The sequence below is a fragment of the Paenibacillus sp. FSL R7-0331 genome (assembly GCF_000758645.1).
GTDB classification, from domain to species: Bacteria; Bacillota; Bacilli; order Paenibacillales; family Paenibacillaceae; genus Paenibacillus_AQ; species Paenibacillus_AQ camerounensis.
In genome coordinates this window covers 1543002-1564514 of the sequence record NZ_CP009284.1, presented here as the reverse complement: position 1 = coordinate 1564514, position 21513 = coordinate 1543002, and the positions used below count along the sequence as shown (strand labels likewise).

Genomic DNA, 21513 nt, shown 5'->3' with positions numbered 1-21513 from the left:
GCGCCATGTACACATTCATCATCGTTGACGATGAACCGCTCATCCGGCAGGGATTGCTCAAGAAAATCACTGCAGTGGACGAGCGACTTGACTTTCTCGGGGAAGCAGACAACGGCGAGGATGCCCTGGAGATGATAGACGCGGTGGACCCACAGATTATCTTTACTGATATGCGGATGCCGGTCATGGACGGAAAGTCGCTGTTAAGACGTCTGCAAAGTGACTTTCCGGACAAAAAAATCATAGTCATCAGCGGACACTCCGATTTCGAATACATGCAGGAAGCCATCTCTGCACGGGCTGTACACTATTTGCTGAAACCGTTCAATAGAGATGAGATCCGGACAGCGATTTCCAAAGCAGTCGCTGCTCTGGAAAGTGAACAATCCGCCAAAGCAGCAGCGCAGAATATCACAAGGGAAGCAGAACAGCTTAGTGTGCTGGGAGATCTGCAGGCGCTACTGCATTACATTATCGGAAATTACCCGACTGACAAGCCGCCGGTATTCAGATCCGCTCCAGTGAGGGAGATAACGGCCAACTGCCGGATGGTACTTCTGGCATTGTACAACCCAGATGGGTTTAAAGACCAGGAGCCCATTATTGCCAAGTCCCATCTGCTGTTCCTGCCGCACCCGCAAAACCGGAAGCTCGCATTCACTCTGCGGCTGTGCGATGCCGGGCTGAACTTGGCAGACACTATTGAACTGGCCGCGCAAGATGCCCGGAGTTATATTGCCGAAGCTGGTCCTCAGATTTGCATCGGCATCAGCAGCGTCAAATCAGTATTAACGGAACTGCCCGAAGCGCGCGAAGAAGCGACAGCAGCCCTAAACCGCCGTGCCGTCGCCGACCAGGGGCAGTTGTATGAATACCGCCAGGACTCTCGTCCACCAATGGGCGAGATGTGGGGAGGTCAGCGTAACCTGCTGTTTTTCATCGAGTCAGGGAATTCTTACAAAGTTAGTGAGATGGTGCATAATTACTTTGAATTTTACCGGGGCCAGCCCGCCGCTAGTATCCAGCAGCTCAAAGAGAACTGCAGACTCATTATAGCTGAAGTCAGAGCCCTTCTCTCGGCCTACTTCCTTGTAGAGAATAGTCAGCAGTCTTCTTCCAGTCTTGAAGCCGTGCTGAAAGTCTCTTTTGATGCCGAGGAAATTCGTACTTATTTTGTTACAGTACTTACCTCCTCCGCCGAGCTGCTAAAGGAACAATCTGTCTACGCCTCACCGAGTATCATCGACAATATAAAGTTGTATATTGACAAGAATATTGACTTTTCTATCTCACTGGAGCATCTGTCCAATCTGTTTTTTATCAGCCCCAGCTACCTGAGCCATCTGTTCAAGGAGAAGACTGGTGATAATCTGATAGATTATGTCAACAGACTGCGCATGGAACGTGCGAAGAGACTCCTGCGGGAAGGCGATGAGAAGGTTTATAAGATTGCCAAAACTCTCGGCTATGATAATGCCAAATACTTCTTTCGCCTGTTCAAGAAGATGACCGGATATACACCGGAGGAGTATCGAAAGCTGGACAAGGTGTAGCCTGATATCAGTTAGAGCTGTAAGGTATTAAAATAAAAAACCGCATGGGCTCATTTTCCAATGAGCACCATGCAGTCTGCTTCACTAATCTAAATCTAATATATACAAATCTATACTTAACGCTTCGCCTTATAAAACTCATGATACAACTTCATGAGCGCCCTCTTCTCTATCCGCGACACGTAGCTGCGACTTATCCCCAAGTCCTTCGCAATCTCCCGCTGTGTCCGCTCTTCTCCGCCGGTGTCCAAACCAAACCGCCCTACCACGACTTCCTTCTCCCGTTCATCGAGAATATCGAGATTCCGGTAGATCTTGCTCTTCTCGATCTTCAAATCCACTTCCTTAATCACATCATCGGTTTCCGAGCCGAGGATATCAATCAATGTGATCTCGTTTCCCTCTTTGTCTGTCCCAATCGGATCGTGGAGAGACACGTCTTTCCGTGTTTTTTTCAGCGAACGGAGGTGCATCAGGATTTCGTTTTCAATACATCGGGCGGCAAAAGTGGCGAGTTTCGTTCCCTTGTTTGGCCGATAGCTCTCGATAGCCTTGATCAGCCCAATCGTTCCAATGGAGATGAGGTCCTCCATGTCTTCGCCGGTGTTATCGAATTTTTTGACTATATGGGCAACAAGCCGCAGGTTATGTTCAATTAACAGATTTCTAGCCTTGGCGTCTCCCTCAGCCATCATGCCTAAGTATTTGCTTTCATCCTGTTCGGAGAGTGGTTGTGGAAAAGCATTGTTTCTAACATACGACACCAGCAGCGTTAACTCTTTAATCAGCAGCGCGATTGTACTTATGATCCCTGGCAACTTGGCGACACCTCCCGCACATGTACAATGAAACCGGTCTATGATGAGAACTACGGGTTCATGGTCCTTTTATTGTATGTGGGTTAGTGCCCAGAAGTGCATGTACGGGTGAAATAGGTACGGGCCTGTAACCTGTTAACTAACGCGGTTCATCACTTGGCATTACAGCTGTCCTATAATTGTTATAACTCCAAGCGATAACGGTGGCGCTGTCCCGGCCTTGTTCCTGATGCACCTGCAATAAAGAATCCTTCACACACTTCTCAAGATCTGCTTCTGCAGTGAATGCAAGATACAGCTTATTCGGGTCTTCAAGTAACCTTGCACCATTCTCCAGAAGACCATCCGTAGTCATTACGATCCGGTTAAGTCCGCTGCGCAGCTCACGGATTCCCGAAGAGTAGCAGGGCACTGGCTGATCAAATGTGTTTACGCGGCCTACCCATTCGTAGAAATTACGCTGGTTCAATACATATTGGCCACGGGCAGCCAAATCAGGATGAAGCAGATATACGGAATTATCCCCCACGGACAGCCACCATAAGAAATTCTCTTTCCTGCAGCAGATCAGGCATGCCGTCTCTCCGTTAACCTGCCTGCACTTTTTTAAGAAAGCCTCCGACTTGAAAATAGACAACAAGAACTCTTCCAACGCAGCAAATGCTTTGTTAACCGGCAGGGAAAGAAGCTTGATCATTCCACCGGCCTCACTGTCGATTGTGTTGATCAGCAAATCCGCACTTTCTGCAGTTTTATGCGCATCTAAGAGCATGACGAATTCCCAGCTGCCGTCCGGTTCATTTAATACATAGACACCGTCTTCATTTTTGTCAGCTCCTGCTGTAGTACTCCCGCCATAACGGCCAATGACCATACTTTTATAAGTAACTGTCGACAAATCATCTAAATACATATCATCACTGCCAACCCAGCTGAACTTAAATACCTCGTGTTCCATACTGTTCCTCCAGCCACATTTGATTTTAAATTATTATACATGGAATCTTGTGGAAATCATCTAAAGGATTGTATCCCAAGCCAAAAACCCAAGCTCATCCGCTTGGGTCACAGTAACTTTACAGTTATAGCCGTTCTTCACCTCGACAGCTCATACAACGCTTGGGTGCACACCTCTGCATGAAGCAGCATCTGGTCTATGCCGATGTGCTCATCGGCCTGGTGATAGCGGGTCGGCGGGGCGCCGGGGAACGCCGGGCCGAAGATGACGCCGGTATTCTGCAGCTTCTTGGCATAGGTACCGCCGGCCATTGAGATCAGTACTGCTGTCTCCCCGATAACGGTCTCGTAAGCCCGGGCGAGCCGGCGGATCAGTTCGCTTTCAGGGTCTACGTACAGTGCAGGTAAATGCTTGCGCAGATGCACGCTTAAGCCCGACTGCTCAGCCTGCCCGCGCACCGAATGAAAGATACTGTCACCATCCATACCCGCCGGATAGCGGATATCCAGGGTCAGCCGGGCACTGGTTCGGGACAGGCGGAGCAGCGCCACATTTACGGTCACTGCTCCATGTTCTTTGTCGTCATAGGCTATGCCAAGCGAACGGCCATCCAGTTCAGCGCCAATCTGCTGGTCGGCAAACGTCAGCAAAGCAGCTGCGGCAGGCAGTTCCCCTGCAGCCGTCCACTCCGGCAGCCTGCCGGTAAGCTGCCGGATCAGCAAGGTTATCGAATTACGGCCGCCATGCGGATAAGCGCCATGCCCAGGCTGGCCAGCAGCCTCCAGCCGTTCCGTCTCCCCGCCGGCACCATGCAGCGAAGCGCAGGCATAATCCGGCACCATATTCGGAGCAAGTCCGGCGTCCGCTTCCAGCCACTGAGCCTGTGCCGGAAATTCCGCTTGAAGCTCCAGCACAATGGAGCCCTTCTCTGCATTGCAGATCGGATAAGGGCCGTCCGTCACGAAGCCATAGAGCGGCAGCGGTTCCCTGGCAAAATAATAATCCATATCCGTCATGCCCGTTTCTTCCTTGGTCCCGAAGATTACCCGCAAGCGCCTGTTCGGTTTAATTCCGGCCTCCTTAAGCGCGTATAGACTATATATAGCCGCAATAACAGCATATTTATTATCGGAGGCGCCGCGGCCATAAATGTTGCCGTCCACAATCTGTGCCGCCAGCGGCGGATAAGTCCAGCCGTCTCCCGCAGGCACAGTATCTACATGGGTTAACACCGCAGCCATTTCTTCCCCTTCCCCATACTCGATATGACCGGCATAGCCGTCCACTGAACGTACCCGGAAGCCAAGCTCCCGGCCCAGCTGCAGTACAAATGCCAACGCTTCAGCAACCCCCTGGCCTTCCGGCATTCCCGGCAGCGGTTCGGAGGCGGCGCTGTTAATCCGGATTAGCGCCTGAAGCTGCGCGATCATTTGCTGTTCATAAGCCCTGACCTTAGCTCCGATGTAGCTCATTGCCCGTCTCTCCTTTCAGACGTCATTTCCCAGCAGCCGCCATAACCACCTTGCGGATCTGCCCGGGATCAATGGTATTTTCCAGCGAACAATCTGCGCCGATGAGCAGCCCGTTACCGGCAAAGTCCTTCATAATGTCCTGAACTCCTGCATCGAGCTCCGCCTTGTTTCCCGTATAGAGTACACTTCCTGGACGGTTATCGAAGCCGCCGATCACCGCTTTGCCGCCGAAGAAATCCTGTCCCTGGCGCAGGCTCATTTCTTCCACCGATACTGCCCAGTTAACCGCTTTAGCCGGGTAATCCCGCCACACCTCCAAATGATTTTTCACGCCGGCCCATCCGCAGAAATGCAGCAGATTGTAAGAGCTGAACCGGTTGGCATGCTCCAGCACCTTACGGTCGCTGGGTGTAATCCATTCCTTGTACTGCCGGGCGGTAAAGCGGCTCTGTTCCCCTCCCTGAAGGCAGTAATAGATCCCGTCACAGCCGCCTTCGGTAATCAGCAGCTCCGCCAGCAGCGCATTACTCTCTGCAATTACATCCAGTGCATGTATTACTGCCTCCGGATTCTGTGTCAGATGCCGCATGACCAGATCATTGGCTGTTCCGAAGCGGATCGATGAGAACGGGGCGAACACACTATAGAAGACCGGGCATTCCCCGTTTGTCGCCTCACGGATACCGCGTGCGCGCTCAATCTGCTCCCGGATGTAAGGATGGGACGGCTCCAGCGGCTTCAGGTTTAGCCAATCCCCCGCCTCTCTGATCGTGTCCGGAACCGGATATTCGAAATAGCCGTCACTCATCACTTTAATAAAGTCGATATCTGTCTGCCGGTAGTAGTCGGCATGCGCCTGTATGCAGGCTTCTCCTACACGCAGCTCATCGAAATAGTGAAACCAGAAGCTGACCGGCGGACGGTCTACCGCTTTGCCGTCCAGTGCGGCCTTGACCCGTTCATGTTTGTTCATTTCTGTCATTGTCCCTTTTCTCCTTCTATATGGGCTAGCCCTTCAGTCCGGTTGTACTGATTCCTTCAATAATATATCTCTGGCACAGGAAAAAGATCAGCAGCACCGGCAGCAGCGACAACACGGACATTGCAAACACAGCTCCCCAGTTCGTGCCGAAGGAATTGTCCGACATATTCTTAACAGCAAGGGAAACAGTCGCCAGCTCCGGCTTGGTCAAATACAGCAAGGGGCTGAAGAAATCATCCCAGGTCCAATAAAATTTAAAGATTGCGGCCGTTACCAGCGGCGGGACCAGCAGCGGCAGCAGAATACGGAACAGGATTCCCGGATGTCCGCAGCCGTCAATCTTGGCCGATTCATCCAGCTCAGCCGGTAAGCCGCGGATAAACTGCACCAGCAGAAAGATAAAGAAGGCACCGCCAAAAAAGGAAGGAAAGATCAGCGGCGCGAACGTGTTCACCCAGCCCAGCTTTTGAAACATAATGTATTGCGGAATGGTGAGCACTTCTCCCGGCAGCATCATGGTCACCAGCATGACCGCGAACAGGAGCGCTGAGCCCCTAAAGCGGATTCTGGCAAAGCCGTAAGCTACAAGCGTCGAAGAAGCAAGCGTCCCGGCCAGCGAAGCGAGTGTTATAATAAATGAATTTTTGAAAAAGACAGTAAAGGTATGCCCGGAGAAGCCATTGTAGCCTTCCACATAATTTCTAAGGGTGAAATCGGCGGGAATTAAACGGTGGGCATTCACAAATATTTCACTGCTGTTCTTGAAGGAGCTGGACACCATCCACAGGATCGGATACAGCATCACCAGACTGCTGAGAACCATAATGATGTACAGCAATGCCCGTCTTCCCCATCTCCCAAGCCTAACCGGCGAATTCATATTGATTCCTCCTACTCATAGAACACCCACTTGCGGGAGGTGGCAAAAAGCACGCCCGTACACAAGCCGATAACCACCAGCAGCATCCATGCCATGGCAGAACCATACCCCATATTGTAGTAGCGGAAGGACTGCTCATAGAGATACAGCACATAAAAAAGCGTTTTATCAAACGGGCCGCCGCCTGTGATGATCAGGCCTTCAGTAAATACCTTGAAGCCGTTGATAATCCCCATAATCAGATTGAATAAAAGCACCGGGGTGAGCAGCGGCAGCGTAATATTGAACAGCCGGTGCCGTAAGCCCGCCCCGTCAATGGCAGCCGCTTCATACAGCGACTGCGGTATCTGCTTAAGCCCGGCAAGGAAAATAATCATCGCCGAGCCGAACTGCCAGACAGACAGGCCGATTAACGAATACATAACCGTGGCCGGATGGGTAATCCATGATATATCCGAGTTAATGCCGAACAATGACTCCAGCAAGGAATTAAGCGCACCGCTGCTGCCAAACAGCTGCCGCCAGATCACCGCAACCGCCACACTCCCGCCGAGCAGCGTCGGCAAATAATAGGCGGTGCGGAACAAACCGAGCAATTTGATCTTCTGGTTAAGCAGCATGGCTGTTGCCAGAGCGAACAGCAGGCGCAGCGGCACTGCGCCGAACACAAACACAAGTGTCGCCCGCCAGGATTTCCAGTAGCGCTCATCACCGGTGAACATCTGCCTGAAGTTATCCAGCCCCGCCCATTGCGGGGCTGTTAATATATTGTAGTTGGTAAAAGCCAGATACAGCGATGCCAGCATCGGCGCAACTGTAAACAACAGCAGGCCAAGCAGCCAGGGGGATATAAAAAGATAGCCCTGTAATGTCTCATATCTGTACAAGCGGATCTGTTTGCTCTGCCGCAACCTGCTCACCCCGTTATGGATTTTTTAGCTGCTTGGTGAGAATGGCATTAGCCTGTTCCCGGAATTTGACTGCCGCATCTTCCGGTGAAATCTGTTCATAGAAAATCTGCTCACTGAAGTTTTTAAACAGCTGGCTTACTTCGCTATGGCCGGAAGGATTCGGCTTATCAATTGCGCTGGAATTTTGCTTAACTGTCTCCAGATAGCTGATGATGTCCTTCTGGGTGTCAGACAGTACATCCTGCATGCCGGCAATGGCCTCAGGGTCATAAGGGATACCAAAATATCCGTTAAGGGCCCGCCCTGCTTCAATGCTGTTGGTATAGAACTCGATAAAAGCTGCTGCTTCATCAGGGTGCTTGGAATTGCCTGCGATGGAATGGAAGAAGGAAGGCTTGATATACATGCCTTTGCCGTCACCTGAACCCGGATACATGGCATAGCCGAGCTTTTGTCCATTCAGCGCTGTTACAAAAGTATCTGCCTGATTGCTCCAGTAGCCTAATCCGGAGCCAAAGGCAGCCTGCCCCTTGGCATAAGGTCCATCCTCAAGTCCCTTAACCTCAAGCTCCTCACCAAGAGAGCTGATGATTCCTTTCTTTTGCCAGTCCAGCTGCATGTTGAAGAAATCTGCAAAGAGAGCATCATCGTCATAGCCCAGAGCTGTCTGTTCATCGTTGTACCATTTGGTCCCGTGCTGTCTGAGCCACACTTCAAATACCTGTCCTCCGAGGTGGGTATCGCCGTATATGCCCAGCTTGCTGTGGATGGTCTCCATATCCTTGGCATACTGCTCCCACGTATAATCCTTGCCCGGCTCCGCAACACCGGCTTCCGCAAGCAGCTCTGGATTGTAGAACATTACCGGTGCGTTATTTCCGATGTTTAATCCATAGAGAACATTATCGATTTTGCCGCTGTCCGTATGCACCGGATCGATGTTCCGCAAATCAATGGTATTGTCGGCTACATAGGCATCCAGCGGCAGCAGCAGGCCCCGTTTTGCATAATTCTGGATTTGCGCATAATCAATCCGTATAATATCAGGCAGGTTGTTAGACGCAGCCATAATGCTCAGCTTTTCAAAATAAATATCGCCCGCGTAGTTCTCCACCTCTACCTTGATATTCGGATGGGCCTCCTCAAACAGCTTGACCACTGCGTTATTCTTTTCGGTTGTCAGCTGTGTCGAGCCCCAGATTGTCATACGCAGCGTGATTTGCTCCGGGTCTGCTGCTGCAGCATCGGCAGCTTTCTCCCCGCTTCCTGCTGAAGGCACCGGTGCATTAGCTGTACCTGAAGAACTGCACGCTGACAGAACCAGCATCCCTACCAGCATAAGCCAACCTAAACTGAATAACTTTCTTTTCATCCTCAACATCTCCTATCTTATCTCATTTGTTTACTTGGTATTGTAATTGTACTGCTTCACATTTCTTCAGGTAAGAGAAAATACGGATCAGTTCTTGTAAAAAAAAGATATCCCTACTGCACTAATTCCAGGTCCAATTCTGCTTCTTGTATTCCATCGGAGTCATCCGGACCTTTTTCTTAAACACATTTCCGAAATACTGCTGATCTGTACCGAAGCCTACCCGCGCAGCAACCTCATACATCTTCATATCCGGGAAGCTGCGGATCAGCTCCTTGGCCCGCTCCATCCGTCTTGCTGTCAAATACGAAGTGAACCGCTCGCCCGTGTGCTTGCGGAATAATTTGCCCAGGTACTCCGGATGCAGGTACAGATGATGCTGCGACAGCCACTGTAAGGACAGCTCGGATTCGCCCAGATTTTCTTCGATAATCAGCTTCATCTGCGCAACAAGCCGCTGCGGGCCGAACTCTGCTTCTTTCTGTCCGTTCTCCGCCTCAAGCTCAGGCCACCGTGACCGGACAAGCCGCTGCATCTCCTCCACGGAACGGACCTTCATCAGCTGTGTACGCAGCGTAGCATCACCCGCAAGCTCCTCCCGGTCTGCCCGCTCTTCACGGATCTCCCGGATCAGCTGCTGCAATATGGCGGTAATCTCCCTTTCATCGCATGGCTTGAGCAGATAATGCTTCACCCCGTAACGCATCGCATGTGCCGCCAGTTCAAACTCGGCATGACCGGATAATACGATAAACCGGGTATGCTTCAGCTCGGCTGAAATCCGGCGGATCAGCTCAATACCGTCTATGTAAGGCATTTTGATATCCGTAATGACAATATCCGGCTGCTGGACCACAATATCCTCATAGGCAGACTGGCCGTCCGCCCCTACTCCGGTCAAGGTTAAGCCAAGCTCATTCCAGGGAACCAGCTGTGTAATTCCTGTTCGGATATAACGTTCATCGTCCGCTAGATATGCCTTCATCATCTCTGTCATGGGTAGCCCTCCTTTTATACCGGCAAAGGAACTGTAAGCTGCACCGTAGTCCCGCCGTCTGCATCCTCCAGCAGCGTCACCCCGAATGCTTCGCCGTACAGCAGCCATAGCCGCTCATTAATGCTTGTCAGTCCAAAACCCCCGGCCGGGCTCCCGGCTGCTGCCGGATCGGTATCACCCGAACCGTGATCCTTAATAGTCACGATCAGCTCCTGATCCCTCTGCTCAGCGCCGATATGAATCCGGCATATGCCCGTGCGGGCATCTACACCATATTTGATACAGTTCTCTACAATCGGCTGCAAAATCATGCTTGGCACAGACAGCTCAAGCCATCTGTCATCAATCTCAATCTGGCAGACCAGCCTGTCCTCAAACCGGAATTGCTGAATCGCAATATACTTGCGAATGATCTCCAGCTCTTCACCGAGCGTGTTCATCTCCTTGCTGTTTATGCTCGCCCGCAGCAAATCACCGAGCGCCTTGATCATATCGGAAATCGCCGCTTGCCCGTTAATGCGGGCCAGCCAGTTAATCGAATCCAGCGTATTATACAGAAAATGCGGATTCAGCTTAGCCTTCAGCATATCGTATTCCGCTTCCTTCAGCTTCATCTGCTTGACATAGTTTTCATTGATCAGCTCATTGAGCCTGAGGGTCATCCGGTCCAGGCTGCGGTCCAGCAGCCAGATTTCATCATGGTTGTCCGGCTTAGCTGTCTTCTCCACGATGAAATTCCCTTTTGCCACCTGGGCCATCTTGGCCGTCAGCCCCTCCAGCGGCTTGGTAATGCTGCCGGAAAACTTCCAGCCCAGGCACAGCAGCAGTCCGCATACTGCACTGTATATCAGGATTAATGTAATCTTGATCTCGCGCAGCCGTTCAAAGATAACGCCGTAAGGCAACAGATGAATAAAGGTCCAGCCTGTATAACTGAGGGTAAAGGAAGCAACCAGATACTTTTCCCCTTCTATAGTAATAACGTCGTAGCCTTTGGCGGAAGGCTGCCGGGGCACCGGCAGCGGATCGTAAGTGAAATCACTGTAGACCGTCTGCCCCTGGGCCTGAATAATCAGCGCTGACGATCCTCGGTACATCCCGTTGTACGACTCGTGAACTATTTTTTCAGCCGGTACCTGAATACCAACCATCCCCAGTTTTTTCAGGCTCAGCTGTTCAATTTGTCTGACCTCACGCAGGGACACAAACAGCTTGCCGGATTCTTCACTGCCCGTCCAGACGCTCGCCCCTTTATAAGGTGCGGCATACCCTTCATATTCTTTAAGCTGGGCAGGCTGTACAGCCTCCAGCAGCGGACCTCCGCTGTGAATAACCTGATGCTGATCGGAGACGAAAATGGATGGAACGGTATGACCGGACAGCTCATATGCGGCCAGCTTGCGCGCCAGCAGCTTCGCATATTCATAAGAGTTGAAGGTTGTATGAGACTGTGCGATATTGGCGAGCGCCCGCTGAACCTCTCCGTCAGCCATGATAAGCAGTGAAAGCTGGTCGACTTCCTTCATCTTTTCTTCCATCCGCTGAGAGTACAGGAGGTATTTCTCCGCTGTCTGCTGATAGATCATTTCCTCATATAAACCCTGAGTCCGGTATACGAACATAATGCCAAGCAAAGTGGTCGATAAAACACCGATAATAATGAACAAGGACAGCCTGTATCTGATCTTGAACCTCTTCATATCCCGTCCTCTTCCTGCAAGGAAATTACTGCAATGAAATTTAAGTATACACATCATTATACTTGGATTAAGGGTGTTGTCATGTCTTCTAATGTAATTATGAATCATTATAACCTCTATTAAGCTGTAAGTTTTGTGGAGAATACCGTTTTTTTTATAAAAAACAGATATTTACAGGCTGAATTTCATGTTTGATGCAGCTAAAAAAGGCACAGCGGCTCTCCCTCCCGGAGAACACTGTGCCTTACCGTATACGAGAATCCTTTAATTCAAATCCTCACGCAGCTTATAACGGACCGCAAGGAAGCTAAATACAAGGATGACGATTACCGCAACCGCTGCCGTATGCAGGATATCTGCTGCATTATTGAAGTCTTTTACCCGGACAATAGTGTTAATAAGCAGGTACTTCGACAGATGCAGGCCTTGGACCAGCGATTCCAGCGCAGACAGGGCCATGCCTGCCACATTCAATGCCAGAACAAATCCGGCAGTCAGACTGACCAGGAGATTTTTAACGACCATAACAATATAGAGTATTAGAATGGAGAACGCCCAGTGCAGCATAAATTGGCTGATCAGCAGCTTCATTAGGTACACAGGATCTCCAAGGCTGGTATTCTCAAAAAACAGCGTTCTCCCGATCCAGTCGGCAATAAGCATGGTCAGGAACAGCATAGCAACAAACGCTGCGAGCACCATTATTTTTGAGCATACCGAATGAATTCTGGCTCTGTGCATCGGGATGTAATTTTTATGAAAGCCTGAGCTGAATTCGCTTGTGTAGAAAAAAATGCTGAACACCGCAATGTACACCAGCATCCAGGAGGGCGGCTGCGATATGGTGTATTGGATGAAATCACTCTCATTCAGGCTGCTGACCGAAATACCGCCATTCTCCATCTCCTGCGCATATTGCTTCGTCATAAAGATACCAAAGATTTGGAAGGCACAGAACACCAGAAGCAGCAGATACATTATCCGATTCCGCACAAAACGGTAGAAATCCATTTTTAGAATATTAAGCATGGTGTTCACCCGCTCTTTCTGTCCGTTCCAGGAAGTATTGCTCCAGGCTCTGCTTGTGCTTCGCTATGGAATCGACCATAACTCCATGCTCAACCAGCACCTTTGTAATCTGGCGGATCGTGATATCCGTGTCATATACATACACATTCCGGCTGTCGATCACCTTATACCTCATAAGGTTCAGTTCCCGCTCCAATACAGGGATTGCCGTCTTGGCTTCCTCTACACTGATCTCGATCCGTTCCTCACACTTATGCTGCAGCTCCTCCCTGGAGATCACCTCGACAATCTCACCCTGATGGAGAATGGCATACTTTGATGCTATTTTGGACAGCTCCTCTAGAATATGGCTGGAAATAAGGATCGTCAGACCCTTTTTGTTCAGCTCCAGAATCAGCTGTCTGATCTCCATAATTCCCTGCGGATCGAGACCATTAATCGGCTCATCCAGAATCAGCACATCCGGGTTACCGAGCAGAGCGACTGCGATACCCAGCCGTTGCTTCATCCCCATGGAATACCCTTTCACTTTTATTGAACGGCTACCGTCCAGCCCCACCAGCTGCAATAATTCCTCTATTCTGGCGTTACTATCCTTAAGTCCATAAGCTATAGCCAGCAGCTTCAGATTCTCATAACCCGATACATTCAGGTAAAGTCCCGGATTCTCAATCAGCACACCCATCCGCTCAAAAAAAGACTGGTCCCCGGCCGGAGCACGGTTAAAAAAATGCAGCTCGCCCGATGTAGGATACACCAGTCCTGCGATCATCTTCAGCAGTGTCGATTTGCCTGCACCGTTTTTACCGATGATGCCGACAATTTCACCCCTGTATATTTTGAGCTCGGCATTCAGCACGGCCGCTTTCGATTTATATCGTTTGGTAAGTCCGCATATTTCAATAATACAATCAGTCATGTTCCGCACCTCCTTAGCCTTAGGTTAACAGGATCACACTAAGACATCGCCAACAAAAGGTTAAGAAATGTCAAAGCCGCTTATTTACTCAGCCTGAAGCCGATTCCCCAGATTGTATCGATATAGGATTCGCTGTCGTACGGTTTGATTTTGCTGCGGATATTGCTGATGTGCACGGTTACCGTTTTGTCCTCGCCCATATAGAGCTCCTCCCATGCCAGCTCATAAAGATCCTGCTTCGTGAACACCCTGTCCCGGTTCTTCACCAGCAGCTCAACAATCCGGTATTCCTGCCTGGTCAGATTGAGCGCCGTCCCGTTAACGTTCACACTGTATGCGTCTGTGTCCAGCAGCAGATTTTTATGCCGGAAAGTCTTAACTGGTTCACCAGCATTATTTCTCTGAATATGAACATGAATGCGGGCAATCAGCTCTTCGAGCTCAAAGGGCTTGGTCACATAATCGTCGGCACCTAGTGCGAACAGGTTCAGCTTATGGTCCAGCCCGTCCTTGGCCGAGAGAATAATCACCGGTATTCCGGACTTCAGCTCTTTGCGCAGGTAGTGCATGAACTGTTCACCAGACAACCCGGGAAGCATCAGATCAAGCACAATAAGGTGGTACTCCTGAGCAGCCAGATTCATTTTCCCCTCACTGCCCGAATACGCCTGTGTGCATACAAAGCCTGCTGATGTAAGCCCGTCACGGATAATTCCGTTAATGTGTCCGTCATCCTCAATGATTAGAATCCGCCGTCCGCTTCCGTTCCCGCCCATTTGTATTTGTCTCCCCCTCTGCTGTTTTTTTGAACGCTGTAATGATGCTAAAAGTATCTCCCGTACATTCAGCCTCCGTATGCCCGTTCATCTTGCCCATCAGTGCTTGCACAATGGAGAGTCCGAGGCCGGATGAATGGCGGGTGCGTGACCGATCTTCTTTATAAAAGCGGGTGAATATCTGTCCGGCATCTACCCTGCTGCCTGCTTTAAGCTGATTGGTGAAGCGTATACACAAGGTATCCTGACTATCCTTATAAGTAACAGACAACGGACCTTGTCCATGTATAAAATAATTGCCGATGATGTTCGTGAATACCCGCTCAGCCGCATTAGGCTCCCCTGTAACCGGAATGGGAAGCTCAGGCAGCTGAAGCTCCGGCTCATGCCCGCATTGGGTGAAATCATCAATACTCGTGAAGAGGCTGCGCTTCAATACATCCATAATATCCAGAGATTTCAGTTCAATGGGATATTCGGGATTTTGCAGCTTTGTATACAGGAACAGCTCATCCACCAGCTTAATAATCTGTTGTATTCTCGACTGGGCCAGCGTCACATACCGGTCCTTATCGGGCTGGGCTTCTGTCCGCAGTGCTAATTGAAGATAACCGTCAAGTGAAGTAAGCGGAGTTCTGATATCGTGGGACAGGCTGGTAATTGTGGCGTTGATCTGTTCATTTTTGCGGCTGAACTGCTGGTCCACCTCCCGCTGACGGTCCAGCAGGGCATTGCATTCACGGACCAGGCTGCCGATTTCCTCCGGCTTTAACTGCGTGGAGATAAACTTGAACGAATCATGCTTCAAAATGAACGACAGCTGATTGCCGATATTCCTGACCTGGCTTTTATAGTGCAGTATATACACGGTCTGGAATATCAATAGCACTGAGAGTACCGCCAGAATAACAAGGATAAGATCACTTCCTTCCATATAAATATCATTATATAACGTGAGCAGCACAAAATCCCCGGCAATCCTCCACTACTGTGGACGTCTGCCGGGGATTTATCGCGATACGTTTATTCAGTCATGCTATGCCTTACAGGTCTTAACGGAACTTGCCTGCTTCAATTGCGGCTTGCTTCTCGTCAAGAATCTCCTGGTAGCCTGCCTTCAGGAATGCTTCTTTGGCTTCAGCATAGACGGCGTCGAATTCAGCTTCAGGAGCCAGTACAGTCTTCACGTACAGATCCTGGAACAGGGAGTTCAGATCCGCTTTGTACTCATTCGTTTTTTCAAGAACAGTAGTGAACATGGCATCCGGTGTACGGAATTCAGCGGCTTCGTTATAGTATTTCACCATTTCTTCAGCCAGATGCTCATAGCCTGCAGGTGACCAGTTACGCATATTGGATTTCAGTGTCTTCTCGGCATCCGGATATTGAGCAATTTCAGTTACCAGAGCCCAGTAGTCTTTGTTGTTATTCTGAGCAAGTACAGATTCGCCCTTGAAGTCAGGGTTCTTCACTGCAATGCCTTCTGCGTCAAGCGTATAGTTCTCGCCTTCCACACCGTTCTGGAACTTGAACAGGTTCTCCGGCTGGCTCAGCCATTCCAGATACATCCATACAGCAGCACGTTCTTGGGCTGATGTTTCATAGTTAATTCCCATGATGAAGCCGAACGGCCAGTAAGCACGCTGCTGTGGCTTATTGCCTTCCGGTACCAATGCATAAGTAGGGATTACAGCAAATTCCGCTTCCGGATTGTTAGCCAGTGTAGCTGCGAAGACGTCTGTATTGTTAGTCAGATAGTCTGCGAATGTACCTGTTTTACCGGATACGAATTCAGCTTTAATCTTGTTGATGTCGCTGCGGAGATAGAACTCTTTATCGATCAGGCCATTGTTGTACTGATAGTTCATATTGCGCAGGAATTTCTCGGTATCTGCAGTTGTGAAGTCAGCTACACTCAGATCAGAATACAGCGCACGGTATTCAGGATCAACCGGCCATTCACGGAAAGCATAGCTGTAGTTGAAGCTGTTCTGAATCAGGTTGCCGGCGGTCACACCCAGCCCGGCTTCCTTCCATTTCACCAGCATCTCATTGTATTTCTCAAGGGAAGTCAGGTCTTCCACCTTCATGCCGACCTTCTCCACCCAGTCCTTGCGGATCAAGTTGACGAAGTTATCCGCTTCAGGACGTGCAGCGAAGAAGAAGATGTTCTGGTCGTCTACTGTGCCGTACTGCTGGATGGTTTCACCCATATTTGCCCAGTAAGTAGGAGCATAATTTTCTATTTCTTCATAATTAAGCGGCTGCATAACATCCTCGCCGTAATAAGTCAGCGCCTGCGGCATATCGTAGTGGAAAAGAATGTCCGGAGCCTTGTGCGAAGCGAGCAGCTGCTCATAATCGGTTACTTCACTGCTGCGGGTAATTGGAATAAAGTTGACCTCGATGTTGTTCTTATCACCGAATTCGGACTGAACCCAGCGGGTGTAGTAGTTGTCTGTTACATTCCAGCCTTCGAACGCACGCTCATAGACTGGAATATCAATCTTAACCTTCTCAGGGAAGCCCTGTGAATAATCGGCGAACTCGCCGTCAGCCAGGTTGTTGGCTGGTGCGTTGCTGCTTCCTGCATTCTTGTCATTACCGGAACAACCGGCAAGTAAACCGGCTGTCAGGACAGTTGCCATCATTAAGGATACATAACCCTTTTTGTTCATTGTAATACCCCCATTTTGAATTTTCGGACTGTATAACTGCTGCTTTGCTAGCGGAATTCACCACTACTCTTTGACTGCGCCAAGCATCGTACCTTGAACGAAGTATTTCTGGACAAACGGATATACGCAGAGAATAGGTATGGTAGCAAAGACTACGACCGACGCTTTAAGAACTTCCGGATTACTGAGTGTTACTGTAGTGGCTTCCAGCTGGAAGCTTTCGCTGGCCTGGATAACCAGATAATACAGCTTGAGCTGCAGCGGACGCAGGTCAGTGGCATGCTTGATATAGAACAGAGCGTCCTGATAGGCGTTCCAGCGGCCAACTGCGTAGAAGAGTGACAGTGTAGCGATAATTGGCTTGGAGAGCGGAATCACAATGCTCCAGAGAATCCGGAAATGTCCGGCGCCGTCGATCCGCGCAGATTCTTCCAGACTCACCGGAATACTGCTTGTCAGTGACGTCTTCATAATCAGCAGGTTAAAAGCACTGAAGGATAGCGGCAGAACCAGTGACCAGATCGTATCCATTAGACCCAGATTGTTAATGTTCATGTAATCCGGGATAATCCCTCCACTGAAGTACATGGTGAACAGGAAGATAAAGGTGATGACCCGGCGGCCCTTAAATTGGGCTCTGGACAGCGGATAAGCTGCGCAGATGGTCAGGACCATTCCCAGCACGGTGAACATTACGGTTACAATTACCGAAATGTACAAGGAGCGGAGAATACTTGCATCAGCAAAAATTTTGCTGTATGCGTCCAGAGTGAAGCCCTTCGGCCACAGAAATACCTGGTTGGCAATGACATAGGAGTCACCGCTCATGGACTTCGATAACACATGCAGGAACGGTAATAAACAAGCAAGTGAGAATAGAATAATAACGAATTTGATTAGAATATCCCAGATATCAAAACGACCTTTGCTTTGTGCGGCAGCGTTGCCGGTTGATGCGCTCATCGGGTTCTCTCCTTTCTATAAAATGCCGTCTTCGCCAAGTTTTTTGGCAATGCGGTCAGCTGCAATTACAAGAATTATTCCGATTACGGATTGGAATAATCCAACCGCTGTCGCCCGGCTGAAGTTACCGGATTCGATCCCCCAACGATACACCAGCACCGGTATGGTCGTTGTGAACTCTGTGGTGGCCCTGTTTTGCAGTGACCAGATGCGCTCGAACGAGCCTTCCATAACTTTTCCGAGATTCATGATAAGCAGCGTTACTATGGTTGCACGGATGGATGGAATGGTAATATTCCATACCTTTCTCCAGCGTCCGGCCCCATCGACCGTTGCCGCTTCATACATTTCCGGATTGATACCGCTGATCGAAGCCAGGTAGATGATTGTTCCCCAGCCCATACTCTGCCATACCCCGATGGCCAGATAGCTGACCAGCCAATTCGTATCCTCTTGAAGGAATGGCACCCGGTTACCGCCCATCAGTTCAATCAAGTTGTTGACAACCCCGTTACCTTCACTAAGCAGCTGATACGCAATGGCCCCGATAATAACCCAGGACAAGAAGTGAGGCAGATACAGCAGGGTCTGGTTAATACGTTTGAACTTGACACTTTTGACTTCATTCAGCATCAGGGCCAGTATGATCGGCATCGTGAAGCTGAATATGAGATCAAGAACGTTGAGCAGCAGTGTATTGCGGATCGCTTTTGTGAAATCAGGCTTGGAGAAAATATCCTGGAATATTTGGAAGCCGACCCACTCACTGCCCCAGAAGCCTCTTGCGATCTTATAATCCTTAAAAGCGATTACAAGCCCGGCCATCGGGAAGTATTTGAATACGATTACAAAAGCCAGCGGAATTGCTACAAGCAAGTAGAGCTGCCAGTCGCGCTGTAAAAAACCGAAGCGCGAATTCTTTCTTAGTAGAGCATTTTGATTTGTCTTTGAAGCGTTTGCAACTTTCAAAATCTCACCTCCTGCACCATTTCATCTCTGCACCGGATATGTTGACCGGCTCGACTTCTATGCTAGCCCCATTGTCCGCTTTTGAAAACAATGAGTAATGCTGCTCTCCATCAAAACTGATAGAATCGCGGTTTTAAAGGGCTTTCAGAAGGGTGAATGATCATTTTTGATAGCCTAAAACGTTTTCATTAACATATATCCGCAATAGAAAAACGGCCATGAGCCGTCTCCTAGGAGCCTTTACTCTTGGCCGTTTTGTAGCTGCTTGGCGGCATGCCCTCATACTTGCGGAAAAACCGGTTAAAGCTTTGAACATTATAATAGCCGACCTCAGCAGCAACCTGCTTAATTGTCAGATCTGTATCGAGCAGCAGCTCCTTGGCTTTATCAATCCGCAGCTGGTTCAGATAATCGATCATGCTTTTCCCGGTCAGCTCATAGACGATCTTGCGCATGTAGGAGTAGCTGATTCCGAATTCGGTGCTCATATCCTTCAGGACAATCTCTTCTTTATAATGATCCTTCAGGTATTGGATGACCCGTTCCCCGTGATTGGTCTCGCCGGTGCCGCGGTCCAGGTTCTGGACAATCTCCCGGAACAACGCCTGCAGATAATCCTCCAGCTCGTCCAGTGTATCCATCGCAGCCAGCACGCTGTAAATATCACCCTTGCCCATGACCGTTCTTCCGGTGCTGATATGATTCTCACGCAGATGCTTAATCGTTGTGCCAATCAGCTGGTGATAGATAAACATGATATTATCATAGGAAATATGCTGTTCTGTGCTAATCTGGCTGCGGATATTCTCCAGCTCCTTGAATATACCATCCAGATCTCCGGCATCCAGAAAGTTGAGAATCCTCCGCTCGCTGTTCTCAGAATCCAAATATTTGCGGCTGTGCTCTTCTTCCTCCTGCCAGTACATAATGCTTCCGGCACCCTTGATAATCCGCTGCTTGATTAATTCCATCGCCTCAAGCAGCCGCTCGGCAACCATTTCAGGTGCATCTGCCACCTCGCTGACGGCAATGGTGACTGTATGCTCCAGCAGCTCAAGCGATTCATCGCGGATAGACTCCAGCGCCTGCTGAATCAGGATATTGCTGCATGCATCCTCACTCGAAGCAAAGTTCAGCACAATGACGATGCAGCCGTCGGTATGATATACAGAATGGGCCACTATCCCTTCCGGAAACAGGCTTTCGTATTTGGTATTGAGCAGATAACGGTGGTAGCTGCGGGTTTCTACATTAGTATTGCCGACATATACCCTATAGCGGTCGATGGAGACAACAGCCACCCGGTAGTTAGCCTCCGGAAAAACCTCAGCAATCCGCGGCGGGATCTCCCCGCGCAGCAGGCGGTGAACTGCAAAGCTGCGCGTATCCTCTTCACGCTCCTGCAGCAGCCGGAACAGGCCTTCCTCCTCCTCCTGCATCCGTTTGAACGCCATGTCCAGGAAGGCAAGCTCATTTCTGTTTCTGCTGGCGACCTCTAAACCGCTTTTGGAGCGGATATTACTCACCAGCTGTCTGAGCGGCCTTGAAAGCCAGGTTGCAAGAACAACTGCCATTACCGTTCCCAGCACAATAATGGCTCCGGTAAGCAAAATAATATTGCCCTGCATCTCGCGTGATTCAGCCATCAGCTCATCCATTGAGCTCCAGCTGACATTCCACCAGCCGGATAATGCCGACCGGCTCCACGCGTAAACCATCCGGTTACCGTCCAGCTCACGGAATGTATAGCCTTCATCCGAATCCTGATTCAGGATTTCCTGTACAAAAGGCAGCTCGAAGCCTTCTGTCAGCAGCAGTGATTTATCACTGTGCGAGATCACTTTTCCGTCTGCCCCCAGCAGCAGGGAGCTGCTGCCCTCTGCTTCTGCCGTATTCAGATATTTGCCGACTTGGCTCTCCTTCATGTTGACGACAATCAATCCGCTTGTCGGAGAGGACAGGCGGTTGAGCGGATAGACATAGGACACAACATGTTCACCAGAGGCCAGTCTGCGCGGAACCCACACCCCGCTGATTCCTCTCTGGTCCTTAAGGGCTTCCGTTGTCCAGCTCATCGGCTCGTAACGTTCCAGCGTCGTGATAGCGTTATCAGTAGAAATTACATAATCAGAATCCGTCAGATAAAAATAGGAAGAGCTCACTCCGTCTACACGCCGGTTTAAGTTCAGCAGCTCATTCATTACAGACTTGGCCCTGGTGTAGTTAGAGTAACTGGAGTTCACCTCATTGTAGGTCTCAAATCCGCGGATCGGTTCAAATACGTTGGCTGCAGCCAGGCGTGCCGTGTCCTGGGCCAGATTGGCCAGGGCATTCTCGTTCAGCTTACGGTTGGCGTTCAGTCCTGCTAATGCAGATTCACCGATGGCTGCCTCTGAATTTTCTATGATCTGAGCCCCGCTATACCACGTCAGGATGGCTGTCGGTATGGCCATTATGCAGAATAGAATCACGGCCAGCTGCAGCATCATCGGTATTTTCTTCATTGCATGTCCCCCTATTAACTCTGTAAACGTTA

The 21513-nt window shown here is 49.9% G+C and carries 18 protein-coding genes; 1 reads left to right on the top strand and 17 read right to left on the bottom strand.

All coding sequences use genetic code 11. The features are described from left to right. Positions 1 to 5 precede the first annotated feature (5 nt). Complete coding sequence (locus R70331_RS06715; protein ID WP_042173938.1) at positions 6 to 1553, top strand: response regulator transcription factor; 1548 nt, start codon at positions 6 to 8, stop codon at positions 1551 to 1553. A gap of 116 nt (positions 1554 to 1669) precedes the next feature. Here the strand turns inward: R70331_RS06715 and sigK are convergent, their stop codons facing one another. From sigK to R70331_RS06630, 17 genes are all read right to left on the bottom strand, one after another. Next, positions 1670 to 2371, bottom strand: a complete 702-nt coding sequence (gene sigK / locus R70331_RS06710) for an RNA polymerase sporulation sigma factor SigK (protein ID WP_039870896.1) — start codon at positions 2369 to 2371, stop codon at positions 1670 to 1672. 139 nt (positions 2372 to 2510) lie between these two features. Further along, complete coding sequence (locus R70331_RS06705) at positions 2511 to 3329, bottom strand: PP2C family serine/threonine-protein phosphatase (protein WP_042173936.1); 819 nt, start codon at positions 3327 to 3329, stop codon at positions 2511 to 2513. Positions 3330 to 3466: 137 nt separating this feature from the next. After that, positions 3467 to 4801, bottom strand: a complete 1335-nt coding sequence (locus R70331_RS30370; protein ID WP_052418948.1) for a Sapep family Mn(2+)-dependent dipeptidase — start codon at positions 4799 to 4801, stop codon at positions 3467 to 3469. A 22-nt stretch (positions 4802 to 4823) separates the two neighbouring features. Beyond that, entirely contained in the window at positions 4824 to 5783 is a 960-nt protein-coding gene (locus R70331_RS06695; RefSeq protein WP_197071397.1) for a uroporphyrinogen decarboxylase family protein, read from the bottom strand. Between the two features lie 25 nt (positions 5784 to 5808). Continuing rightward, entirely contained in the window at positions 5809 to 6663 is an 855-nt protein-coding gene (locus R70331_RS06690; protein ID WP_042173933.1) for a carbohydrate ABC transporter permease, read from the bottom strand. Between the two features lie 11 nt (positions 6664 to 6674). Further along, positions 6675 to 7583 carry a carbohydrate ABC transporter permease gene (locus R70331_RS06685; protein WP_331281501.1) on the bottom strand — a complete coding sequence of 303 codons (909 nt, stop codon included), beginning with the start codon at positions 7581 to 7583 and terminating at the stop codon, positions 6675 to 6677. A gap of 4 nt (positions 7584 to 7587) precedes the next feature. After that, positions 7588 to 8946, bottom strand: a complete 1359-nt coding sequence (locus tag R70331_RS06680; protein ID WP_042173931.1) for an ABC transporter substrate-binding protein — start codon at positions 8944 to 8946, stop codon at positions 7588 to 7590. 121 nt (positions 8947 to 9067) lie between these two features. Next, positions 9068 to 9943: a response regulator transcription factor gene (locus tag R70331_RS30365; RefSeq protein ID WP_052418947.1), complete on the bottom strand. Its 876-nt coding sequence runs from the start codon at positions 9941 to 9943 to the stop codon at positions 9068 to 9070. 14 nt (positions 9944 to 9957) lie between these two features. Then, positions 9958 to 11643 carry a cache domain-containing sensor histidine kinase gene (locus R70331_RS06670; protein ID WP_042173929.1) on the bottom strand — a complete coding sequence of 562 codons (1686 nt, stop codon included), beginning with the start codon at positions 11641 to 11643 and terminating at the stop codon, positions 9958 to 9960. Positions 11644 to 11907: 264 nt separating this feature from the next. Beyond that, positions 11908 to 12672 (bottom strand): ABC transporter permease, encoded by a 765-nt coding sequence (locus R70331_RS06665; RefSeq protein WP_042173927.1) that lies wholly within the window; start codon positions 12670 to 12672, stop codon positions 11908 to 11910. Then, the gene (locus tag R70331_RS06660; protein WP_042173925.1) at positions 12665 to 13591 is read right to left on the bottom strand and encodes an ABC transporter ATP-binding protein; all 927 of its coding nucleotides are present in this window, start codon (positions 13589 to 13591) and stop codon (positions 12665 to 12667) included. Before R70331_RS06660 ends, R70331_RS06665 begins: the two co-directional genes overlap by 8 nt. Before the next feature lie 80 nt (positions 13592 to 13671). Then, positions 13672 to 14367, bottom strand: coding sequence for a response regulator transcription factor (locus tag R70331_RS06655; protein ID WP_042173924.1), 696 nt, complete (start codon positions 14365 to 14367; stop codon positions 13672 to 13674). Continuing rightward, positions 14327 to 15256 carry a sensor histidine kinase gene (locus R70331_RS06650; RefSeq protein ID WP_197071396.1) on the bottom strand — a complete coding sequence of 310 codons (930 nt, stop codon included), beginning with the start codon at positions 15254 to 15256 and terminating at the stop codon, positions 14327 to 14329. The genes R70331_RS06655 and R70331_RS06650 overlap by 41 nt, the downstream gene beginning before the upstream one ends. 163 nt (positions 15257 to 15419) lie before the next feature. Further along, complete coding sequence (locus R70331_RS06645) at positions 15420 to 17045, bottom strand: type 2 periplasmic-binding domain-containing protein (protein ID WP_042173922.1); 1626 nt, start codon at positions 17043 to 17045, stop codon at positions 15420 to 15422. Positions 17046 to 17108: 63 nt separating this feature from the next. Further along, positions 17109 to 18008 (bottom strand): carbohydrate ABC transporter permease, encoded by a 900-nt coding sequence (locus R70331_RS06640; RefSeq protein ID WP_042173921.1) that lies wholly within the window; start codon positions 18006 to 18008, stop codon positions 17109 to 17111. Positions 18009 to 18023: 15 nt separating this feature from the next. Further along, a complete protein-coding gene (locus R70331_RS06635) occupies positions 18024 to 18977 on the bottom strand; it encodes an ABC transporter permease (RefSeq protein WP_042173920.1) in 954 nt (317 codons plus the stop codon). A 230-nt stretch (positions 18978 to 19207) separates the two neighbouring features. Then, on the bottom strand, positions 19208 to 21481 hold the full coding sequence (locus tag R70331_RS06630) for an AraC family transcriptional regulator (protein WP_042173919.1): 2274 nt from the start codon (positions 21479 to 21481) through the stop codon (positions 19208 to 19210). Positions 21482 to 21513: the final 32 nt, after the last annotated feature.

Excerpts from the sequence above, each read along its gene's own strand:
- R70331_RS06715 (WP_042173938.1), top strand. The coding sequence starts at position 6 with ATGTACACATTCATCATCGTTGACGATGAACCGCTCATCCGGCAGGGA.
- R70331_RS06705 (WP_042173936.1), bottom strand. The coding sequence starts at position 3,329 with ATGGAACACGAGGTATTTAAGTTCAGCTGGGTTGGCAGTGATGATATG.
- R70331_RS30370 (WP_052418948.1), bottom strand. The coding sequence starts at position 4,801 with ATGAGCTACATCGGAGCTAAGGTCAGGGCTTATGAACAGCAAATGATC.
- R70331_RS06695 (WP_197071397.1), bottom strand. The coding sequence starts at position 5,783 with ATGACAGAAATGAACAAACATGAACGGGTCAAGGCCGCACTGGACGGC.
- R70331_RS06690 (WP_042173933.1), bottom strand. The coding sequence starts at position 6,663 with ATGAATTCGCCGGTTAGGCTTGGGAGATGGGGAAGACGGGCATTGCTG.
- R70331_RS06680 (WP_042173931.1), bottom strand. The coding sequence starts at position 8,946 with ATGAAAAGAAAGTTATTCAGTTTAGGTTGGCTTATGCTGGTAGGGATG.
- R70331_RS30365 (WP_052418947.1), bottom strand. The coding sequence starts at position 9,943 with ATGACAGAGATGATGAAGGCATATCTAGCGGACGATGAACGTTATATC.
- R70331_RS06670 (WP_042173929.1), bottom strand. The coding sequence starts at position 11,643 with ATGAAGAGGTTCAAGATCAGATACAGGCTGTCCTTGTTCATTATTATC.
- R70331_RS06665 (WP_042173927.1), bottom strand. The coding sequence starts at position 12,672 with ATGCTTAATATTCTAAAAATGGATTTCTACCGTTTTGTGCGGAATCGG.
- R70331_RS06660 (WP_042173925.1), bottom strand. The coding sequence starts at position 13,591 with ATGACTGATTGTATTATTGAAATATGCGGACTTACCAAACGATATAAA.
- R70331_RS06655 (WP_042173924.1), bottom strand. The coding sequence starts at position 14,367 with ATGGGCGGGAACGGAAGCGGACGGCGGATTCTAATCATTGAGGATGAC.
- R70331_RS06645 (WP_042173922.1), bottom strand. The coding sequence starts at position 17,045 with ATGAACAAAAAGGGTTATGTATCCTTAATGATGGCAACTGTCCTGACA.
- R70331_RS06640 (WP_042173921.1), bottom strand. The coding sequence starts at position 18,008 with ATGAGCGCATCAACCGGCAACGCTGCCGCACAAAGCAAAGGTCGTTTT.
- R70331_RS06630 (WP_042173919.1), bottom strand. The coding sequence starts at position 21,481 with ATGAAGAAAATACCGATGATGCTGCAGCTGGCCGTGATTCTATTCTGC.